Origin of the sequence: Chenggangzhangella methanolivorans (genome assembly GCF_042648545.1) — a bacterium.
GTDB classification, from domain to species: domain Bacteria; phylum Pseudomonadota; class Alphaproteobacteria; order Rhizobiales; family Methylopilaceae; genus Methylopila; species Methylopila methanolivorans.
In genome coordinates, this window is sequence record NZ_JBHRXS010000006.1 from 949,123 (window position 1) to 969,276 (window position 20,154).

Below are 20,154 nucleotides of genomic sequence, written 5' to 3' on the forward strand. Positions count from 1 at the left end.
TCGCTGGAGTTCGGCCATGCGCACGCTGATCGTGCTGTCTCATCCCGACAAGACCTCGCTCACCCACGCGGTCGCGCGCCGGATCGCGGAAGCAGTCCGCTCGCAAGATCCGGCCCCCGAGGTCGAGGTCGCGGACCTTGCGGCCGAGGGCTTCGACCCACGCTGGAGCGAGGCCGACATCGCGGCCTATCGCAAGCAGGCGCCCGCGCCCGACGACGTGGCGGCCGAGCAGGCGCGTCTCGACGAAGTCGACGCGCTGGTGCTGGTCTATCCGGTCTACTGGTGGTCGATGCCGGGACTGTTGAAGGGGTGGATCGACCGCGTTTTCAACAATGGCTGGGCGTATGACGAGCGTCCCGACGGGTCGGTCGCGAAGCTTCTGGGGCGGTTGAAGATCCATCTCGTCGCGATCGGCGGCGCGGACGAGGGCGTCTACCAACGCCACGGCTACGCCGAGGCGATGCGCGCCCAGATCGACCACGGCATGTTCGATTATTGCGGCGCGCCGGTGCTGAGCTCGAGCCGGCTTGTGCCTGGCGATGACGCGTTCCCGGCTTCCGCGCTCGAGCGAGCCGATAAGATCGGCAAGACGATCGCGGGCGCGGCCGTCGCGGCTTGAACTCGCCTAAGGCGGGCGCGACAACACGGACCCCGCCGCGTCGCCTTCCGGGACTCTCATGTCGCTCAACGCCGATCCCGCCTTCTGGGCCGCCGCCCGAAAACACCTGACGCGCTACGGCGGCAGCTTCGAGGAGATCATCGTCGAGCGCGCCGAGGGCAGCTTCGTCCACGACGCCGACGGCCGCGCGATTCTCGACTTCACTTCCGGCCAGATGAGCGCCGTGCTCGGCCACACCCATCCGGACGTCGTCGCGACCGTCGAACGGCAGACGCGCGCGGTCGCTCATCTCTTCAGCGGAATGCTGTCGCGCCCCGTGGTGGAGCTTGCGCGGCGTCTCGCCGAGACCGCGCCCGGCCTCGATCGGGTGCAGCTTCTCACCACAGGCGCGGAGTCCAACGAAGCGGCGATCCGCATGGCCAAGCTCGTCACCGGCGGGCACGAGATCGTCGCCTTCGCCCAGAGCTGGCACGGCATGACGGGGGCGGCGGCCTCCGCCACCTACAGCGCCGGCCGCAGGGGCTATGGGCCGGCGACCCCCGGCTCCTTCGTGATCCCCGCGCCGAACGCCTATCGTCCGCGCTTCAGGAACCCGGATGGCTCCAACGACTGGCGGTCCGAACTCGACGACGGCTTCGACCTGGTCGACAGGCAGTCCACCGGCGCGCTCGCGGCGTTCATCGCCGAGCCGATCCTCTCGAGCGGCGGCATCCTGGAGCTTCCCGAGGGCTATCTCGCTGCGCTGAAACAGAAATGCGACGAGCGCGGCATGCTGCTGATCCTCGACGAGGCGCAGACCGGGGTCGGGCGCACCGGCCACATGTACGCCTTCCAGCGCGACGGCGTGACGCCCGACATCCTGACGCTGTCGAAGACGCTCGGCGCCGGCCTGCCGCTCGCCGCGGTGATGACCACGCAGGCGATCGAGCAAAAGGCCTTCGAGCGCGGCTTCCTGTTCTACACGACGCACGTCTCCGACCCGCTGCCGGCGGCCGTCGGCGTCACGGTGCTCGACGTGGTGGCGCGCGACGGGCTCGTGGGTCAGGCCCGCATGAGGGGCGAGCGGCTGCAAGGCGGCCTCGACGCGCTGAAGCAGCGCTTCGACTGCGTCGGCGACGTGCGGGGCAGGGGCCTGCTGCTCGGCCTCGAGATCGTGCTCGATCGCGGCGCGAAGACGGCCGGCTACGAGCTCGGCGCGAAGATCTCGGAGGAGGCGATGCGGCGCGGCTTGAGCATGAACATCGTGAAGCTGCCCGGCATGGGCGGCGTGTTCCGCCTCGCGCCGCCGCTGACGGTTTCGGACGGTGAGATCGATCTGGGGCTGGAAATCCTGTCGGACGCGATCGCGGCGGCTGTCGGCTAAGGGCTCGACGGGCGGAGATGACGAAATCTGTTCGCTTGATAGTAATCGATCGAACAGGCGTCAGGAAGCCGGCTTCTACACGGCGTATCGCGAGGTCGTCGAGAGACGAGCGGAGACGTCGACTTGCCGCGACATGTTCCGTGACTTAAGCCCTGCGGCGCAGGCGCCGCGCCGCCCGATCATCCGGCGGCCCGCCTGACGAACTCGGGGGAGTTCAAAGAACCATGACGCGCCTGCGCCTCGCCGTGACGATGCTGTTGTGCTCCGCCGGCGCCGCCGCCGCGCAGTCGGGCGACGCGGCGTTCTGCCGGTCCTACGCCGCGACCACCGCGGTCGTCGCGGAGGACGCGATCCGCATCGACGGCGCCTGCCAGGACTTCAGCAAGGGCGTCCACGGGATCGAGAAGATGCACCGCGACTGGTGCATGCGGACCGCGCAGAGCGAGGTGGAGGGCGCCGCGACCTATATCCGCCGGCTCGCCAGCCAGTGCGTCAAAGGCCGGCTCGCGCGGCCGACCGACTATGGCGGCTACGACATCGCCGGGAATGAGGCGTTCGAGCGCAGCTATGGAGAGGCGCGCGGCTGGCAGGTGACGTCGGCCTTCAGCGGCCGGACCTTCATGTATTGCGCCGCGACCAAGGATGTCGGCCGCGGCGACGTGCGGCTGGGTCGCGACCTCGTCGAACCGGGCGCGTCCGGGCAGTGGCGGCTTGCTGTTCCGGTGGCGTCGAAGCCCGACTGGCGGGGCGCGCTCGAGATCGACGGCCGAGGCTCGGGCCATGGCGGCGGCGAGAGCGTCGGCGGCGCGGCGCGCGACGGCTGGACGATCGCCTGGCTGTCGATGAGCGACGTCGAGGCCCTGCGGCAGGGCAAGGCGGCGAGGCTGAACGCCGGCGCGGCCGGTTTCGAGTTCGCGCTCGACGGCGCGGCGGCCGCGCTCCTCAAGGTCGAGGAATGCGTCGCGCGCAAAGGCGGCGCTCCGGTCGCCTCGCCGACGCAGGCGTCCGGCGCGAGCGTCGGGCCGGAAATCGCCGCCAAGGGCGCAGTCGCGCATTCGTTCGAGGCGCAGATCTTCATGTCGGCCAAGGCGCAGGCGCGGCTGAAGAAGATCGGCGAGAAGGTGAAGGTCGCGGCTTATTACTCCGGCGAGCCCGTCCCTTCGAAGCGCAAGCTCGCCAACGAGGTCGGCGAGATTTCGCTCGGCGACGAGGAGGTCGTGCTGCCTCCGGAAGGCGGAGCCGCGCGGATGAAGGGCGAGATGCCCGCAAAGAAGATCGGCTGGGTGAAGGAGCCGATGGTTCTCCTCAATATTTTCTCGGCCCGCCTCGCCCACCAGGACAACCTGCTGAACTGCGGCATCTTCCAGGACTCGATCAAGCGGGCGCAGACGCAGCCGATCGTGATCACCTGCAAGCTGATCGACGAGGGGTGACCGCACCCTCGTCCCGGATCGAGTCAGGGACTCAGAGCCGAAACCGTTTCCGATGGAAATTCCGAGAGGCCGATCTCTCTCTGTCTCTGAAGCCGCATCGGTTCTAGGTCCCGGATCAAGTCCGGGACAAGAGGGGTCTGCTTCCGGTCTCGCCGCCGCCCGGTTATCGTCTGATCAGAAGTTTCCGCCGGCCATGCCCGGCCGATCGGCGAGACGACGATGGACGCCATTTTCGCCGCGCTGCAATGGCTCGCGACCGCCGGCCTGCTCGCCTGCGGGGTTGCGCTTCTGGTCTGGGCGTCGCTCCACGCCATGCTCGCAGCGCACGAGGCCGGCCATGCGGCGGCCGCCTGGCTGACGGGCTATCCGGTGCGGCTGGTCGAGGTCGGAAGCGGCTACGTGCTGTTCCAGGCCGTCGTGGGCCTCACGCTGATCCGCTGGCGTCTGCTTCCGGGCCGCGGGGCGACGTTCCTGTATCGACCGTTCCTACTAAGGCGGCGAGCGCGCATCGCCTTCTTGATCGGCGGCTGTGCCGCCAACGTCCTCGCGATCGTCGGCCTGTTCGTCGCGATGGACGGCGCGTCCGAGCAGGTGCGGGGCTATCTGCTGTTCTTCGTCGTCGGGCAGTTTCTCGGACTGTTCGAACTCCTGTCCGTCCGCCCCTCGCGGCTGACGGGCCTGACCCCCGACGGCGGTGCGCTTCTGGCTGCGTTCCGCGCGCGCCCGGGCTGGGATCGGGCGTTGATCAGGGACTATTTCGCCGGAATCCGCCGCGGCTATCGCGGCGCGGGGCCCGAGCGCGCCACGAGGCTGTCGGCCGTCGCGCTGCACGCGGTCCATGTCGGCGGCCCCGACCGCGACCCGGACGCGACTGAGCCGCAGGAGCCCGGCGACCGGTATCTTTCCCGGGGCCTGCACGCCGCATTGCTGCGGCGAAGGGCGCTGACGCCGGCCGAACGCGCGACGCTGCTGGACTCGCTCGTCACCGGGGATCTTCTCGTCGGCTCCGGCGACCTCGCCAATCTCGACCAGTGGTCCGCCGAGCTCGTCGCGCTGCTGCCTGAAAATCCCAACGCCAACGCCAGCCGCGGGGCGGTTCTGGCGATGCTCGGCCGTCCCGAGGCGAGACGACATCTGGAGATGGAGTTCGGCCCCGAGGCGACGCCCTTCGCCTGCTCGCTCCGGCACGCTTTCCTGGCCCGCGCGCTGCTGAACGAGGGGAACGTGGGGGCGGCGAGGGAGGAGATCGAAAGATCCAAGGGGCGCTGGGCGGAGATGGGCATACGCCTGACGCTGCCGGTCATCGCCGCGATGGAGGAGGAGATGGCGGAGGAGGGAGCCTGAGGGGCCGCGGCGCGATGACGGCGACGATGCGCAGCAGCCGCGCCCGGACTTCCTGTCGCAGCAGCGGCGTGGCGGGCGTCCGCGTTCGTGCGGGGCGCTTCTGAACCCTACCACCAGAGGGGCGTCCATGTCGCGACGGCGACCGTCGCAGGGTTCGTCATGCCGGCGGAAGGCCCCGCGAACGCAGCGAAGGCGTTCCGGACGCTGCGCGGCCAGAAGGCGGAGGCGCGGGAGTTCGAGAGGGGCGTGCACGCTGAAGAGGTGAGGCGGTATGGGCCTCTAAAAGAAAACGGCCCGGGTTCGTCCGGGCCGTTTCTTGATTGAAGGCGCTCGGCTCAATCTCTCATCGATGAGCCGTTCGCTCAGCTGCACCCGCTCGTCGAACCACACGTGTCGCACTTCAGGCACGTCCCGTTGCGCACCATCGTGTAGTTGCCGCACTCCGAGCAGTTGTCGCCCTCATAGCCCTTCACGCGCGCTTCGGCTCGGCGGGCCTCGGCGGTCTTGGCGGCAGGGGCGGGCTCCTTCGGGGCCTCCCAGGCGAGATGGCCGAGCGCAGGCGTCTCTTCCCGCGCGGGCTCGCGCTTCAGCGCGGTTGCGGCGCCGCCGGACGAGAGAGCCGTCACCGCCGGGCGGCCGCCGATCGCGGTCACGTTTGAGGCGCTGGCCGCGCCGCGAGGCTCGCCGTTGGTCGTGGAGGAGGGCACCGCGGAGAGCTGCCGGCCGCGCACAAGACCCTTGGAGACCGGGACCGGGGAGGGGGCGCGGTCCTCGCTCACGCCCTCGCCGATCGCGTCGGGCGTGATGCTCGACGGGTCGACATGGGCGAGGTCGTAGCGCGACAGATACGAGATCGCGAGTTCGCGGAACACGTAGTCAAGGATCGACGTCGCGTTCTTGATCGTGTCGTTGCCCTGCACGAAGCCGGCCGGCTCGAAGCGGGTGAAGGTGAAGGCCTCCACATATTCTTCGAGCGGCACGCCGTATTGCAGGCCGAGCGAGACGGCGATGGCAAAGTTGTTCATCACCGAGCGGAAGGCCGCGCCTTCCTTGTGCATGTCGATGAAGATCTCGCCGATGCGGCCGTCGTCATATTCGCCGGTGCGCAGATAGACCTTGTGGCCGCCCACGATCGCCTTCTGGGTGTAGCCCTTGCGGCGGGACGGAAGCTTCTCGCGCTCGCGGGTGAGCTGCACGCGCTCGACGATCTTCTCGATGACCTGGGCCGTCCGCGCCGCTTGCGGCGCGGCCACGAGAGCCTCGATCGCGTCGTCCTCGTCCTCCTCGTCGGAGATCAGCTGCGCGGAAAGAGGCTGGCTGAGCTTCGAACCGTCGCGATAGAGGGCGTTGGCCTTCAGCGCGAGCTTCCAGGAGAGGTCGTAGGCCGCGGCGCAATCCTCGACGGTCGCGTCGTTCGGCATGTTGATGGTCTTGGAAATCGCGCCCGAGATAAAGGGCTGGGCGGCCGCCATCATACGGATGTGGCTCTCGACCGAGAGGAAGCGCTTGCCGGTGCGCCCGCAAGGGTTGGCGCAGTCGAACACCGGATAGTGCTCGGCCTTGAGGAAGGGCGCGCCCTCAACCGTCATCGCGCCGCAGACATGGGTGTTGGCGGCCTCGACCTCGGCCTTGGTGAAGCCGAGATGGACAAGCAGGTCGAAGGACGGATCCTCGAGCTTCTCGGCCGGCACCTTCAGCTGGTCGCGCAGGAAGGCTTCGCCCAGCGTCCACTTGTTGAAGATGAACTTGATGTCGAAGGCCGACTTGCAGGCGCCTTCCAGGGTCTCGATGGCCTCGTCCGAAAAACCCTTGGTGCGGAGCGTCGAGGGGTTGACGCCCGGCGCCTGGCGCATCGAGCCGTGGCCGACGGCGTAAGCCTCGATCTCGGCGATCTGGTGCTCGGCGTAGCCGAGCGCCCGGAGCGCCTCCGGCACCGCGCGGTTGATGATCTTGAAGTAGCCGCCGCCCGCGAGCTTCTTGAACTTCACCAGCGCGAAGTCGGGCTCGATGCCGGTGGTGTCGCAGTCCATCACGAGGCCGATCGTGCCGGTCGGGGCCACCACCGAGACCTGCGCGTTGCGGAAGCCGTGCTGCTCGCCGAGCGAGAGGGCCTTCGCCCAGACGTCCTGCGCCGCGGTCGCGATCTCGCGCTGCTTCACGGAAGCCACGTCGAGCGGCACGGGGAGCGTCGAGAGCGCCTCGTAGCCGCCGGCCTCGCCGCGGGCGGCTCGGGCGTGGTTGCGGATGACGCGCAGCATGTGGTCGCGGTTCTCGGGGAAGCCGTCGAAGGCCCCGAGTTCGGCCGCCATCTCGGCGGACGTCGCGTAGGAGACGCCGGTCATCAGCGCCGAGAGCGCGCCGCAGAGCGCGCGGGCTTCGGCCGAGTCATAGGCGACGCCCGAGGACATCAGCAGGCCGCCGATGTTGGCGTAGCCGATGCCGAGCGTGCGGAACTTCCACGACAGGGCCGCGATCTGGCGCGAGGGGAACTGCGCCATCAGCACCGAGATCTCGAGCACGATCGTCCACAGCCGGCAGGCGTGGGAATAGGCCTCGACGTCGAAGCTCTTATCCGCGCGGCGGAACTGCAGCAGGTTGAGCGAGGCGAGATTGCAGGCCGTGTCGTCGAGGAACATGTACTCCGAGCACGGATTCGAGGCGCGGATCGGGCCTGAAGCCGGGCAGGTGTGCCAGTCGTTGACGGTGGTGTGGTACTGGATGCCGGGATCGGCGCAGGCCCAGGCCGCGTAGGAGATCTGGTCCCACAGCCCGCGAGCTTTCAGCGTCTTGGTGACCTTGCCGGTGGTGCGGCCGATGAGGTTCCAGTCGCCGTCCTGCTCGACCGCGCGGAGGAAGTCGTCCGTGACGCGCACCGAGTTGTTGGAGTTCTGGCCCGCGACCGTGAGGTAGGCCTCGCCGTCCCAGTCGGTCGTGTAGGTGTCGAGATCGATGTCGGTCTTGCCCTGGGCCGCCTGCTGCAACACGCGCTTGATCAGCGAATCCGAGACCTGCGCCTTGCGGGCGAGCTTCACCTCACGCTTGAGCGCCGGGTTCTTCTCCGGGTCGCAGCAGTCATGGCCGGGACCGTCGCAGTTCACGCAGGCCTTCAGGATTGCCTTGAGATGCTTCTTGACGACCTTTGAGCCGGTGACAAGCGCCGCGACCTTCTGCTCCTCCTTCACCTTCCACGAGACGTAGGTCTCGATGTCGGGGTGGTCGGCGTCGACCACGACCATCTTGGCCGCGCGGCGCGTCGTGCCGCCCGACTTGATGGCGCCGGCGGCGCGGTCGCCGATCTTGAGGAAGGACATGAGGCCCGACGAGCGCCCGCCGCCCGACAGTCGCTCGCCTTCGCCGCGGAGCTGGGAGAAGTTCGAGCCGGTGCCCGAGCCGTACTTGAAGAGGCGCGCCTCGCGGACCCACAGGTCCATGATGCCGCCGTCGTTCACGAGGTCGTCGGAGACGCCCTGGATGAAGCAGGCGTGCGGCTGCGGGCGCTCGTAGGAGCTCTCGGAGGCGCGCACTTCGCCGGTCTTGTGGTCGGCGTAGAAATGGCCCTGCGAGGGGCCGTCGATGCCGTAGGCCCAGTGCAGGCCGGTGTTGAACCACTGCGGCGAGTTCGGCGCGGCCTTCTGGGTCGCGAGCATATAGGCGAGCTCGTCGAAGAACGCCTGCGCGTCCTCCTCGGTGTCGAAATAGCCCTGGCCCCAGCCCCAATACGTCCAGGTGCCGGCCAGACGATCAAAGACCTGACGGGCGTCGCGCTCGCCGCTGAAGCGCTCGGCCTCGGGCAGGGACTGAAGCGCCGCCTCGTCGGCGACCGAGCGCCAGAGCCAGGAGGGAACCGTGTTCTCCTCGACTGGCTTCAGGCGCGCGGGGACGCCGGCCTTGCGGAAATACTTCTGCGCCAGAATGTCGACCGCGACCTGGCTCCAGGCCTCCGGAACGTCGATGTCGGCCGCGCGGAAGACCACAGAGCCGTCCGGATTGCGGATCTCGCTCGTCGCCTTGCGGAACGCGATCTCCGCGTAACGCGACTGGCCGGCCTTGGTGTAGCGACGGTCGATGCGCATGGTCGTCCAAAGCTCCAAAAGTCAGGCCGGCCGCGCCCCCGAGACGCGTCAGCGTTCCAGATGCAGTCGCCGGAGCGCAAGAAGCCGCTCTCGCGCAGGGCGTGCGCAAGTTTGGCCGGAAGGCCGGGAGGCCTTGCGCGGGCGATGCGTTCGATTGTTCCGTCGCTGTCTGGCGCCGACGATCAGGTCGGCTGCGACGGGTCCGAAGCTGGTCGAGAATCGTGTCTCAGTCGAGTCTCTTTTTCCCGTACGTATCCCAATCTGTGGGGCCATGTGGTCCGTTCGAGACACTAGATATAGTGTCGCCCGACTCCTGAATCAAAGGTTGACGACCTGTTCACGGCGCTGTCTCAAACCGTCGTTTTTCAGCGCTCGTTAACGGCCCGGCCCGATCCGGCGCGCTGTGGAAAACTGCGGGGACGATTGTGGCCGCGGCCGCCGTCAAGCGGAAAACCGGAGGGTCGTCGAACACCGGGGATAAGCGGCGGGCGACAACGTTCACGGCCCCGCGAAAGCGGCCTCCGAACGGCTGTGCGGACTGGACAAACGCAGCCTGCGGGCCGATACCCATCGGACCTTTCTCGGCGGGCGGCGACCCATGTCCCTGATGAGCATCCTCACGAGCGTCTTCACCTGGTGGAACGGCTCCACCATCGGAACGCGCGTGGCCATTTCTCGGGCCAAGGGCGAACTCGTGGGCGAGGACGAGTTCGGCAACAAGTATTATCGCCTGCCGAACGACCCCGCGAAGAACGCCGCCTTCGGGACCGAGCGGCGCTGGGTGATCTATTCGGGCTACGCCGAGGCCTCGGCGATTCCCGCCGGCTGGCACGGCTGGATGCACCACACGGTCAACACGCCGCCTGCGAACGAGAACTACGTCGCGCGCGAATGGCAGAAGCCGCATCTTCCGAATCGCACTGGTTCGGCCGACGCCTATCGCCCGAAGGGCTCGGCGCTCTCGACGGGCAAGCGTCCGGCCGCGACCGGCGACTATCAGGCCTGGTCGCCCGGCGACTGAGGCTCCGTTTTCGCCTCGTCCGCGCCTGAATTTCCGGGCTTGCTCACGGCGTCGAAAATCGTCGCGTCTCCTGTCCGAGGCTTGAAAGCCGTTTTGTCGTCCCTTCGCTGTCTGCTGATCGCCGCCGCGGCTCTCGTTCCGGCGGCCGCGCTCGCCCAGAACCCCGGCACCTCCACGCTCGAGCGCCAGCCGCGCGCCGCGCGGCCCGAGGTCGTGCAGCCGACGCCGCGGATTTCGAACCCGGTCGCGGTGTTCAACGGGCTCGACAAGATCACCGGCCGCATCACCGAATTCGACGCGCCGATCGACAAGGTCGCGACTTTCGGCGCGCTGAAGGTGACGCCGCATGTCTGCTACACGCGCCCGCCGACCGAGGCCCCGAACACGACCTCGTATGTCGACGTCGAGGAGATCACGCTCACCAACGAGCAGCGTAAGATCTATTCGGGCTGGATGTTCGCCTCGAGTCCCGGCCTCACGGGCGTCGAGCATCCGATCTACGACGTGTGGCTGATCGACTGCAAAGGCGGCGCGCGCCCCGAGGCCCCGCAGGGGCCGACGCTCGGCGAGTGAGCTTCATACGGCGACGAGCCTGCGGTCGCTCTACGCCAAGCTCGGCCGCCGCGAGGACGTGACGCACTTCGACATCGACCCGGAATGACGCCGCACGACGGCGCGCGCTCGGCTTAGATGTCGCCCGGCACGTTCGCGCCGTAAGGCGGCCGGGGAATCTGCATGTGGGCGTCGCGCAGCGCCTGCGACCAGCGCTCCCGAAGATCGAGAAAATACTGGTCGTTCGGCTCGATCCGGAAATCGAGCTCGGGTTCGAGCGCGTCCTTCCGCAGCACGAGGACGTCGATGGGCGGGCCGACGCCGAGATTGGAGCGCATGGTCGAGTCCATCGAGATCAGGCCGATCTTCAGCGCGTCGTAGAGGTCGGTGTCGTAGGTGACCGCCCGGTCGAGAATCGGCTTGCCGTATTTGTGCTCGCCGATCTGGAAATAGGGGGTGTCGGGCGTCACCTCGATGAAGTTGCCGGCGGCGTAGATCATGAAGAGACGCAGGCGTCCGCCCGCCACCTGACCGGCGAAGAGCATCTGGACGTCGAAGCGCGCCGTCATTTGTTCGAGGCTCGCGCCGTCGACGCGCCAGACCTCGCGCACCGCCCGGCCGACGAGCTGCGCCGCCTTGAACATGGTGGGCTGCTGGTCGAGCGTCTCGAGCTCGCCCGTTTCGGGATTCTCGACGCCCTCCGACAGCAGCGACAGCACCGACTGGCTGACCGACAGGTTCCCGGACGTCGCGATGGCGAGCGTGCGCCGTCCCTTCTCCGAGACGATCTTTAGCTTGCGAAAGGTCGCGATGTTGTCGATGCCCGCGTTGGTCCGCGTGTCAGCGATCATCACGAGCCCGTCGCGGACCAGTATGCCGACGCAATACGTCATGGAGAAATACGATCCCGAGCTCCCGCGCGCGGGAGGCTAGCAGGGGAGAAGGCCGCGGCACAATGCGCGAGTCTCCGGCGCCGCCGAAAGCTGGGCGCCGAAGTTCGAAAGCTGCGGCGTCAGGCGCGGCGGAAAGCGCGCGGACCGCCCGAAGCTTCGACCGACACGTCCACCGAAAACGTCTCGCCGATCCCGCCATATCGCGAGCCGCGGGTGGGCGCCGCGCCCAGATGATCGAGGCCGATGGCGACGCGGACGTGCGATTCGGTGGTGCTGAGGCCGAGCGACGGATCGAAGCCGACCCAGCCGAGACCCGGCGCATAGGCCTCGGCCCAGCAATGCGCGGCGTTCTGCGGGCGAGGCCCGTCGTCCTCGTCCTCCGCCTCGGCCGCGCCCATGCTTTGCGTCTGCCCGTCCTGGCTCTGGCTGAGCGAGGCGGTGGCCGACTGCCCGCCGTCCTTCAGGTGCAGATAGCCGGTGACGTATCGCCCGGGCGACCCCAGGCTGCGCGCGGCGGCGAGGAAGACATGGGCGAGATCCTGCGGCGTGCCGCGCTTCACGCCGAAGGCCTCCGCCGCGCTGCCGGCGGGATCCTTCGCCTCCGGATCGAGGGCCACCGTCTCGTGGACGGCGGCGAGCAGGCGGTGGAGCGCGTCGAGCGGATCCTTGGCGCCGGCCGCCGCGTCGGCGGCGAAGGCGCGGATGTCGAGGTCAGGCGTCGAGAGGTCGGTCTCGCGCAGATAAAGCGGCGCCGGGAACCGCTCCACCGCGCCCCGCACCACGCCGCTGACGTCATGGGTGTCAACCTCGCCCTCGACGAGGACGCTCAGGCTTTCGACCGGCCCGTCGACCGCGAAGACGTGGGTCTGGTTGCCGAACGCGTCCTCCGAGGCGTGGAGGCGGCAATTGCGGTCGATGTCGAGCCGCCAGCGCACCACGTGCAGCCCCTCGAAGCTGCGCGGGGTGAGGCGCAGCGTCTGGATCACAGAGGCCGGCGCCGTCTCGAAATTGTAGACCGTCTCGTGACGGATCTTCAGGCGCATGTCGCAGCCACCGTCATGCCAGGCGTCGTCATGCGAGATACTGCTCGTGGATCGCCGAGCCGAGCCGGTTGTTGTCGCTGATGAAGCCGGTGATGAACTCGTGCAGCCCGCCCTGGAACACCTCCTTGATGTCGGCGTTGTCGAGCCTCACCCTGCTCGCCCGCGCGAGCCGCTGCGCCTGGCCCTGGCGGCCATAGGCGCGCGCGAGGTCGTCGAGATGGCGCACGAGCTCGCCATAGCAGGAGGCGAGCGAGCGCGGCATCTGGTCGTTGAGGATCAGGAGATCGGCCACCAGCCAGGGCTTCAGGCTCTCGCGATAGACCCAGTGGTAGCTGTTCACGGCCGACACGGCGCGCAGGATCGCGGACCACTGGTAATAGTCGAGGCCGCCGCCGACCTCGTCCTTGTCGGGCAGCAGCAGGTGGTACTTCACGTCGAGGATGCGCGCGGTGTTGTCGGCGCGCTCGAGCAGCATCCCGAGCTGCGAAAAGTCGTAGATGTCGTTCCGCAGCATCGTCCGCGCGGCCGAACCGTCGAACCGCAGCGAGATCTCCTTCACCCAGGTGAGGAAGCGGGTTAGCTCCTCGCCTGCGAGCTTGCGGTCGGAGGTCCGGCGCAGCTCGATCCACGCGCCGTTGATGGCGTCCCACATCTCCATGGTGAGCGCGGTTCGGACCGAGCGGGCGTTGTGCCGGGCGGTCTCGAAGCAGCTCAGGATCGACGAGGGGTTGTCGCGGTCGAAAGCGAGATAGCTCACCACGTTCTCGTGGTTGGCTTCCTCGTACTTCGCGAAGAAGGCGGTGGCCACGCCCGCGGTCTGCAGCGCGCTTTCCCACTCGTTGGTCTTGCCGCCATAGGCGACGGGAAGCGAGGCGAGGCGCTGGGTCGCGTCGAGGATGCGCGCGAGCGAGTCGGCGCGCTCGATGTAGCGCGAGAGCCAGAACAGGTTGTCGGCGGTGCGGCTCAGCATGTCAGTCGTCCAGCACCCAGGTGTCCTTGGTCCCGCCGCCCTGGCTCGAATTCACGACCAGCGATCCCTCCTTCATCGCGACGCGCGTCAGCCCGCCGGGCACGATGCGCACGGCGTCCGTGCCGGTCAGCACGAAGGGCCGCAGATCGACATGCCGCGGCGCGACGCCGGAATTGACGTAAGTGGGGCAGGTGGAGAGCGCGAGCGTCGGCTGGGCGATGAAGCCCGCCGGCGAGGCCTTCAGCTTGGCGCGGAAGAGCTCGATCTGCTCCTTGGTGGCGTGCGGGCCGACCAGCATGCCGTAGCCGCCGGAGCCGTGGACCTCCTTCACCACGAGCTCGGGCAGATGGTCGAGCACGTATTTGAGCGCTTCGGGCTCGCGGCAGCGATAGGTCGGGACGTTCTTCAAGATGGGCTCTGCGCCGAGATAGAACTTAATGATCTCGGGCATGTAGCTGTAGACGGCCTTGTCGTCGGCGACGCCGGTGCCGACCGCGTTGGTCAGCGTGATGTTGCCGGCGTGGTAGGCGCTGATCAGCCCCGGAACGCCGAGCGAACTCTCGGGCTTGAACACCATCGGGTCGATCCACTCGTCGTCGATGCGGCGGTAGATCACGTCGACGCGCTTGGGGCCCTCGGTCGTGCGCATGTAGACGACGTCGTCGCGCACGAAGAGGTCGCGGCCCTCGACCAGCTCGACGCCGAGCTTGTCGGCCAGGAACGAGTGCTCGTAATAGGCCGAGTTGTAGACGCCCGGCGTCATCAGCACGACGGTGGGGTCGGCCGAGGCCGACCGCGGCGCGATCGAGCGCAGCGTGGCCAGAAGCTCGTCGGAGTATTTCTCGACCGGCGCGACGCGGTGGCGCGAGAACAGCTCGGGGAAGAGGCGGATCATCACCTCGCGGTTCTCGAGCATGTAGGAGACGCCCGACGGCGTGCGGGCGTTGTCCTCGAGAACGTAGAAAGTGTCGGCGTCGACGCGGACGATGTCGATGCCGGCGATGTGGACCCAGAGGTCGTGAGGCGGTCGCTTGCCCGCCATCTCGGGCCGGAACGCCTCGTTCTGGAACACGAGGTCGTCGGGGATGATCCCGGCCTTCAGGATCTCGCGCCGTCCGTAGACGTCGGCGATGTACATGTTGAGCGCCCGAACGCGCTGCTCGAGGCCGACCTTGAGCGCGTTCCACTCAGGGTTCGTGATGATGCGCGGGATGATGTCGAACGGGATCAGGCGCTCCTGCGCCTGCTGGTCGCCATAGACCGCGAAGGTGATGCCGATGCGCCGAAACAGCAGCTCGGCTTCCTTCACCCGATATTCCAGGAGATCGGGGGGCGCCGCGCTGAGCCATTCGGAAAGCTTGCCATAGGCCTCGCGGATTGAGCCGTCGGACAGCGTCATTTCGTCAAAGGCGAGGGCTGGCAAGCGAACGGACTCCAATAGAACGCGTCTGGAGAGATGCTAATCCACGAGCGGCTCGTGGAAAGGGGGGCGGCGCCCCTTTTTCAGGCGCCGCGGCGCCTCCCGACCCGTCAGAACAACTTTAGCGCGCGAAACGAGGCGTGACCCTCGCGACCTACAATCACATGGTCGTGGATCTCGATCCCGAGCGGTTTGGCGATCTGGACGATCGTGCGAGTCATCTCGATGTCGGCGCGGCTCGGCGTCGGGTCGCCGGACGGATGATTGTGGACGAGGATGAGCGCGGAGGCGCGAAGCTCAAGAGCGCGACGGACCACCTCGCGCGGATAGACGGGCGTGTGGTCGATCGTGCCGGACTGCTGCACCTCGTCGGCGATCAGGCCGTTCTTCTTGTCGAGGAACAGGATGCGGAAACGCTCGCGGTCGTCGAACGCCATGGCGGTGCGGCAGTAGTCGATCAGCGCCGACCAAGACGACAGCACGGTCTTCTTGCCGATCGCGCCCTTGGCGAATCTTCGTGCTGCGGCTTCGATCACCTTGAAGTCGGTCGCGGTCGCGTCCTTGACGCCCTTGATCTCGACGAGCCGTTCATAGGGCGCCGCCAGCACGTCCGCGAAGGAGCCGAAGGCGGCGATCAGCTGCTTGGCGAGCGGCTTCACGTCTCCGCGGGGAAGCGTGCGGAAGAGCACGAGCTCGAGCAGTTCGTAGTCGGGGAGAGATTCGGGCCCGCTGTCGAGGAAGCGCGCCTTCAGCCGGGCGCGGTGGCCGAGATAGTGGGGCTCGGCGTCGCCGGCGGGCGACGCCGTCTTGCGCGCGGGCAGCGCGTCGTCGAAGCCGGGCAGGGCGCTTTCGGCGTCTGTGGACATGCGGGCTCTGGCTCGCGAACGGGGCGTGACCCCATCGTGGCCCCAGCCGCGACGATCGGCAAGGAACTGCGTGATTCCGGACGCCTGCCGACGGCCGGCGCCTCAGCCTCAGGATGGTTTTCGCTTCTCCACGATCCTCATGCGAGCGGCGTCTCGAAGCGCGCAGTCGGCTTCGTTCAGGCGCTCGCGAAGCTCGGAGCCATCAGGCCACGGGGCGACTCCGTGAAGATCTCGTAGCCGGTCTCGGTCACGCCGATCATGTGCTCGTACTGCGCCGAGAGCGAGCGGTCGCGGGTCACCGCCGTCCAGCCGTCGCCGAGCACTTTTACGTGCGGGCGGCCGAGATTGATCATGGGCTCGATGGTGAAGAGCATTCCGGGCTTGAGCTCCGGGCCCTCGCCGCGGCGGCCGTAATGCAGAATGTTGGGCTCGTCGTGGAACAGGCGGCCGATGCCGTGGCCGCAGAAGTCGCGCACCACGGAGCAGCGCTCGCCCTCGGCGTAGTCCTGGATCGCCGCGCCGATGTCGCCGGTGGTGGCGCCGGGCTTCACCGCCGCGACGCCGCGCATCAGCGACTCGTAGGTGATCTCGATCAGCCGTTCGGCGCGGCGCGGGATCGCGCCGACGGCATACATCCGGCTCGAATCGCCGTGCCAGCCGTCGACGATGTAGGTGACGTCGACATTGACGATGTCGCCTTCGCGCAGCGGCTTGTCGTTCGGGATGCCGTGGCAGACCACGTGGTTGATCGAGGTGCAGATCGTGTGGGTGTAGCCGCGGTAGTAGAGGCAGGCCGGCAGCGCGCCGTTGTCCATGCCGAACTCGAGCGCCAGCCGGTCGAGCTCTTCGGTCGTCACGCCGGGTTTCACGCGTTCGCCCAGCATGTCGAGCCCCTCGGCGACGAGGCGGCCGGCCTTGCGCATGCCCTCGAACGCTTCCGGACCATGAAGCTTGATGGCTCCAGTCTTGCGAAGGGGCGAGGTGTCAGCGTCGACGAAGGTCATTTGGGGCCGAAGTTGCGGGGCTTGGGAACGCCCCGCAACATAAGCGCATGCGCGGCCGGCGCAAGCGATCCGGCCGCGGGAGCGCGGTCAGCGGCTGGCGGTCTGCCCGCCGATCACGCGCTTGCCAGGGGCTGGGACGGACGGCGTACGAGCTGCGTGGAGCCTGTCCGGGGCCCGGCGGCGAGCCGTACCCTGGGAAATCCCGCGCCAGACCTTGCGGGCGTCTCAGCTGGACGCCGCGTGCCGCTCGTCGAACGCCTTGCGCGCGCCTTCGATCACGCTCTGGTTCTCGATCGCCCAGCCCGCGAGGGCGATCGCATGCCGCTGCAGGGAGCGCCCGAGGTCGGTGAGCTCGTAGTCGACCCGCGGCGGGATCGAGGGCGTCACGGTGCGCGTCACCAGCCCGTCGCGTTCGAGCCCGCGCAGCGTCAGCGTCAGCATCCGCTGCGACACCCCGCCGATCTGGCGCTTCAGTTCGTTGAACCGCCTCGGTCCGTCCGCAAGGATCGTGACGACGAGCACGCTCCACTTGTCGCCGACCCGCGCCAGCACCGAATTGACCATGCGGCAGTCGTGGTTCTCGGCGCCGGTGTAGCCGTGGGCGGGCACATCGGTGTGGCTGCGTGTCAAATCTGTGCCTCCTTGCGCGGCGCGCTCGAAGGTAACTTATGGAGCCTCGGTCACAAACCTATACCGAGGATCAAGATGAAACTGCTTCATGTCGACGCCAGCATCCTTGGCGACAATTCGGTCAGCCGCACGGTCTCGGCCGCGGCCGTCGCGCGGTTCAAGAACGAAGCTCCGGAGCTTGAAATCGTCCGCCGCGACCTCGCAGGCGCGCCGATCGCGCACCTTTCGGGAGCCCATCTGGCGGCCCTCGCTCTCGGTTCGGACGCGCCCGCGGGCGTCCGAGCCGAGAACGAGGAGGGCGCCCGCGCGCTGCAGGAGTTTCTCGACGCCGACGTGGTGGTGATCGGCGCGCCGATGTACAATTTCGGCGTGCCCAGCCAACTCAAGGCCTGGGTCGATCGCGTGCTCGTGGCGGGCAAGACGTTCCGCTACGGCGAGGACGGCAGGCCGGTCGGTCTTGCGGGCGGCAAGCGCGTCGTCGTCGCCATCTCCCGCGGGGGCTTCTACGGCGCGGACACGCCGATGGCGGCCTTCGAGCATGTCCAGAGCTACTTGAAGGCGGTTTTCGCCTTCATCGGCGTCACGGACGTCGAGTTTCTGGTCGCCGAAGGCGTGATGGCTGGGCCCAGCCTGCGCGAAAAGGCGATCGAAAGCGCGGTCGGAGCGACCGTCAGGCTGAAGGCGGCCTGACGGGCCGGCTTTCACGCGCCCTTCAGTTCGAGGTAGCGGAGCCGTTTGGCTTCGCGCCTCGCCTCGGCGATGGCCTCGACGACGATGCCGCAGACCAGGCTGAGCACCGAAAGCTGCATCACGCTCGCGGCGAGCACGGCGGTCGGCAGGCGGGGCACGAGTCCCGTCTCCAGGAACTCCACCACCACCGGCGCGCCGAGGACCGCGCCTGCGCCTGCGAGCGCGAGCGCGATCGCGCCGAAGAACCGGAACGGCTTCACCGCGCGGTACATCATCGCGATGGTCCAGAGGATCCGGAAGCCGTCGCGGAACGTGGAGAGCTTGGAGGTCGAGTTCTCCGGACGCTTGCCGTAGCGGACAGGGATCTCGTCGACCGCAAGGCGCAGGTCGAGCGCATGAATCGAGAGCTCGGTCTCGATCTCGAAGCCGTTCGAGGCGGTCGGGAACGACTTGGCGAAGCGTCGCGAGCACACTCGGTAGCCAGACAGGATGTCGGTGAAGCCGGTCCCGAACAGGCGCGTGATCATGCGGTTGAACATCGCGTTGCCGGCGGCGTGGCCCTTGCGGGCCAGCATGCCTTCGCCCTCGCGCGTCGCCACCACCATGTCGAGCTGCTCGGAGACGAGCCGTTCGATGAGAAGCGGGGCGGCCAGCGGATCGTAGGTCAGGTCGCCGTCGGCCATGAGGTAGACGTCGGCCTCGACGTCGGCGAGCATGCGGCGCACGACGTTGCCCTTCCCCTGCCGCCGCTCGCGGCGGACGATCGCGCCGGCCTCTTCGGCCTTTTCGATCGTGCGGTCCTTCGAATTGTTGTCGTAGACGTAGATATCGGCGCCCGGCAGCACGGCCCGGAAGCCGCGCACGACGTCGCCGATCGCGGCCTCCTCGTTGTAGCAGGGCAGCAGCACCGCGACCTTCAGCGGCGCAGCCTGCGGCTTGAGGTTCGCGAGCTCGTAGAGGCGTTCAACGACCTGCGGCATGGGCGTGCGTCCGTGAGAGGGCGAAGAGGGCGGGGTCGCGGCTCGCGGCGAGCGCGAACAGCGTCAACGTGGCGAGGAAGCCGACCGGGATCAGCGTGAGTTCGGCGAGCGTGCGCGCGACGAGCGGCGCGGCCCAGACGAAGGCGAGCGCGGCCGCCTCGAAGCGGCGGAAGCCGAGCTGGAGCGCGTCGCGCACCATGAAGGCGAGGGCGGGCGCGAGGATCATCAGGTCGTAGTCGAGCGCGTAAGGCGTCACGAGAACGGAGCCGGCGAGCAAGGCCGCGGCCTTGGCGCCGAAGGGCGCGTCGTTCCGCCAGAGCCGGATCACGACCGCGAGCGTCGCGGCCGCCACGATCCCTTGCGCCGCATAGGCGGTAGGCAACCCGCCGCCGAGCGCGCGCGCCGCCGCGAAGACGCTCATGATCTTGTGCCAGCCCGTGTCGCCGGCCTCGAGCACCACCGTGCGGGTGAAGGCGGCGCTCGCGGCGAACGCCTGCCAGGTCTCGACGCCGAAAAGCGCAAGAGACAGCGCGCAGGTCGCCATGACGGTGGCGGCGGCGGCGAACGCGGTCCGCCAATAGCCGCCGGCCGCGAGCGCGAAGGGCAGCAGCACGCCGAACTGGGGCTTGTAGGCGAGGAGGCCGAGCAGAACGCCGGCGAGGATCGGCCGGCTGCGCAGCAGCGCAAGGCCGAGGCCGAACAGGCCCGCGGTCAAGAACCCGTTGTGGCCGTGGGTGAGGTTCACGAACACGGCCGGGAAGGCGAGGCCGGCGAACAGCAGCTCGCGGCGGCTCTCGCCGAAGATCTTCACGAGGCCATAGAGATAGATCGGAAGCGTCGCGGCCTGCCAGACGAGGAGCGCTCCGAGATAGGGCAGGGCGCCGAGCGCCGCCGCGAGCGCGAGGAACATCGGGGGGTAGTGCCAGCCGAAGAACGGCACGCCCGGACCGAACTCCCTCACCTGCTCGGCGTAGTGACGCGCGAGGTCGTAAGACGCCTGCGGAGCGCCTTCGAGCGTGAGGCGGCCGGCCGCCCAGACATTGGAGAAGTCGGTTCCGAGCGGGCGGCCCGCGGCGTCGAGGCCGCCCGACGACGTCGCCCACATGGCGCCGAGCGCCACCGCATAGGCCCCGATAAGCGCGAGAGTCACGGGGACGATGCGGGCGCGGATGGCGAGGGCGGTGGGGTCGGGCGCGGTCACGCCGTGGGCTCTCCCGGAGGTCTTCGGAAGAGCCTGGCCCAGCGGGACTTAA

Annotated in this window: 17 protein-coding genes; 7 read left to right on the plus strand and 10 right to left on the minus strand. The window is 68.3% G+C overall.

Translation table 11 applies throughout. From position 1 onward, the window contains the following. The first annotated feature begins 16 nt into the window (after positions 1–16). From ACFOWB_RS16030 to ACFOWB_RS16045, 4 genes are all read left to right on the plus strand, one after another. Positions 17–619: an NAD(P)H-dependent oxidoreductase gene (locus ACFOWB_RS16030; RefSeq protein WP_261403169.1), complete on the plus strand. Its 603-nt coding sequence runs from the start codon at positions 17–19 to the stop codon at positions 617–619. Positions 620–677: 58 nt separating this feature from the next. Further along, positions 678–1,982, plus strand: a complete 1,305-nt coding sequence (locus ACFOWB_RS16035) for an aspartate aminotransferase family protein (RefSeq protein ID WP_261403170.1) — start codon at positions 678–680, stop codon at positions 1,980–1,982. Positions 1,983–2,206: 224 nt separating this feature from the next. After that, a complete protein-coding gene (locus ACFOWB_RS16040) occupies positions 2,207–3,415 on the plus strand; it encodes a hypothetical protein (RefSeq protein ID WP_378148243.1) in 1,209 nt (402 codons plus the stop codon). A 219-nt stretch (positions 3,416–3,634) separates the two neighbouring features. Beyond that, complete coding sequence (locus tag ACFOWB_RS16045; protein WP_378148245.1) at positions 3,635–4,759, plus strand: site-2 protease family protein; 1,125 nt, start codon at positions 3,635–3,637, stop codon at positions 4,757–4,759. Positions 4,760–5,121: 362 nt separating this feature from the next. Here the strand turns inward: ACFOWB_RS16045 and ACFOWB_RS16050 are convergent, their stop codons facing one another. Next, positions 5,122–8,832 carry a vitamin B12-dependent ribonucleotide reductase gene (locus ACFOWB_RS16050; RefSeq protein WP_378148247.1) on the minus strand — a complete coding sequence of 1,237 codons (3,711 nt, stop codon included), beginning with the start codon at positions 8,830–8,832 and terminating at the stop codon, positions 5,122–5,124. Between the two features lie 604 nt (positions 8,833–9,436). Here ACFOWB_RS16050 and ACFOWB_RS16055 point away from each other — a divergent pair. Together ACFOWB_RS16055 and ACFOWB_RS16060 are read left to right on the plus strand one after the other, a co-directional pair. After that, positions 9,437–9,853 (plus strand): NADH:ubiquinone oxidoreductase subunit NDUFA12, encoded by a 417-nt coding sequence (locus tag ACFOWB_RS16055; RefSeq protein WP_261405846.1) that lies wholly within the window; start codon positions 9,437–9,439, stop codon positions 9,851–9,853. Positions 9,854–9,946: 93 nt separating this feature from the next. Beyond that, complete coding sequence (locus tag ACFOWB_RS16060; RefSeq protein ID WP_378148249.1) at positions 9,947–10,426, plus strand: DUF2155 domain-containing protein; 480 nt, start codon at positions 9,947–9,949, stop codon at positions 10,424–10,426. A 113-nt stretch (positions 10,427–10,539) separates the two neighbouring features. Here ACFOWB_RS16060 and ACFOWB_RS16065 read toward each other — a convergent pair whose 3' ends face one another. From ACFOWB_RS16065 to ACFOWB_RS16095, 7 genes are all read right to left on the minus strand, one after another. Next, complete coding sequence (locus tag ACFOWB_RS16065) at positions 10,540–11,298, minus strand: peptidase (RefSeq protein WP_261403176.1); 759 nt, start codon at positions 11,296–11,298, stop codon at positions 10,540–10,542. Between the two features lie 119 nt (positions 11,299–11,417). Continuing rightward, the gene (locus ACFOWB_RS16070) at positions 11,418–12,341 is read right to left on the minus strand and encodes a transglutaminase family protein (RefSeq protein ID WP_378148251.1); all 924 of its coding nucleotides are present in this window, start codon (positions 12,339–12,341) and stop codon (positions 11,418–11,420) included. Positions 12,342–12,369: 28 nt separating this feature from the next. After that, positions 12,370–13,311: an alpha-E domain-containing protein gene (locus tag ACFOWB_RS16075; protein ID WP_261403177.1), complete on the minus strand. Its 942-nt coding sequence runs from the start codon at positions 13,309–13,311 to the stop codon at positions 12,370–12,372. Position 13,312: 1 nt separating this feature from the next. Next, positions 13,313–14,710: a circularly permuted type 2 ATP-grasp protein gene (locus ACFOWB_RS16080; protein ID WP_378148819.1), complete on the minus strand. Its 1,398-nt coding sequence runs from the start codon at positions 14,708–14,710 to the stop codon at positions 13,313–13,315. Positions 14,711–14,841: 131 nt separating this feature from the next. Next, on the minus strand, positions 14,842–15,597 hold the full coding sequence (gene radC, locus ACFOWB_RS16085; protein WP_261403178.1) for a RadC family protein: 756 nt from the start codon (positions 15,595–15,597) through the stop codon (positions 14,842–14,844). A 176-nt stretch (positions 15,598–15,773) separates the two neighbouring features. Beyond that, positions 15,774–16,601, minus strand: a complete 828-nt coding sequence (gene map / locus ACFOWB_RS16090; RefSeq protein WP_261403179.1) for a type I methionyl aminopeptidase — start codon at positions 16,599–16,601, stop codon at positions 15,774–15,776. Positions 16,602–16,826: 225 nt separating this feature from the next. After that, positions 16,827–17,231, minus strand: coding sequence for a winged helix-turn-helix transcriptional regulator (locus ACFOWB_RS16095; RefSeq protein WP_261403180.1), 405 nt, complete (start codon positions 17,229–17,231; stop codon positions 16,827–16,829). A 75-nt stretch (positions 17,232–17,306) separates the two neighbouring features. Here ACFOWB_RS16095 and ACFOWB_RS16100 point away from each other — a divergent pair, with 75 nt between their 5' ends. Beyond that, complete coding sequence (locus tag ACFOWB_RS16100; protein ID WP_261403181.1) at positions 17,307–17,921, plus strand: FMN-dependent NADH-azoreductase; 615 nt, start codon at positions 17,307–17,309, stop codon at positions 17,919–17,921. An 11-nt stretch (positions 17,922–17,932) separates the two neighbouring features. Here the strand turns inward: ACFOWB_RS16100 and ACFOWB_RS16105 are convergent, their stop codons facing one another. Further along, a complete protein-coding gene (locus ACFOWB_RS16105; RefSeq protein WP_261405847.1) occupies positions 17,933–18,901 on the minus strand; it encodes a glycosyltransferase family 2 protein in 969 nt (322 codons plus the stop codon). Continuing rightward, positions 18,885–20,102 carry a glycosyltransferase family 87 protein gene (locus ACFOWB_RS16110; protein WP_378148256.1) on the minus strand — a complete coding sequence of 406 codons (1,218 nt, stop codon included), beginning with the start codon at positions 20,100–20,102 and terminating at the stop codon, positions 18,885–18,887. The genes ACFOWB_RS16105 and ACFOWB_RS16110 overlap by 17 nt, the downstream gene beginning before the upstream one ends. Positions 20,103–20,154: the final 52 nt, after the last annotated feature.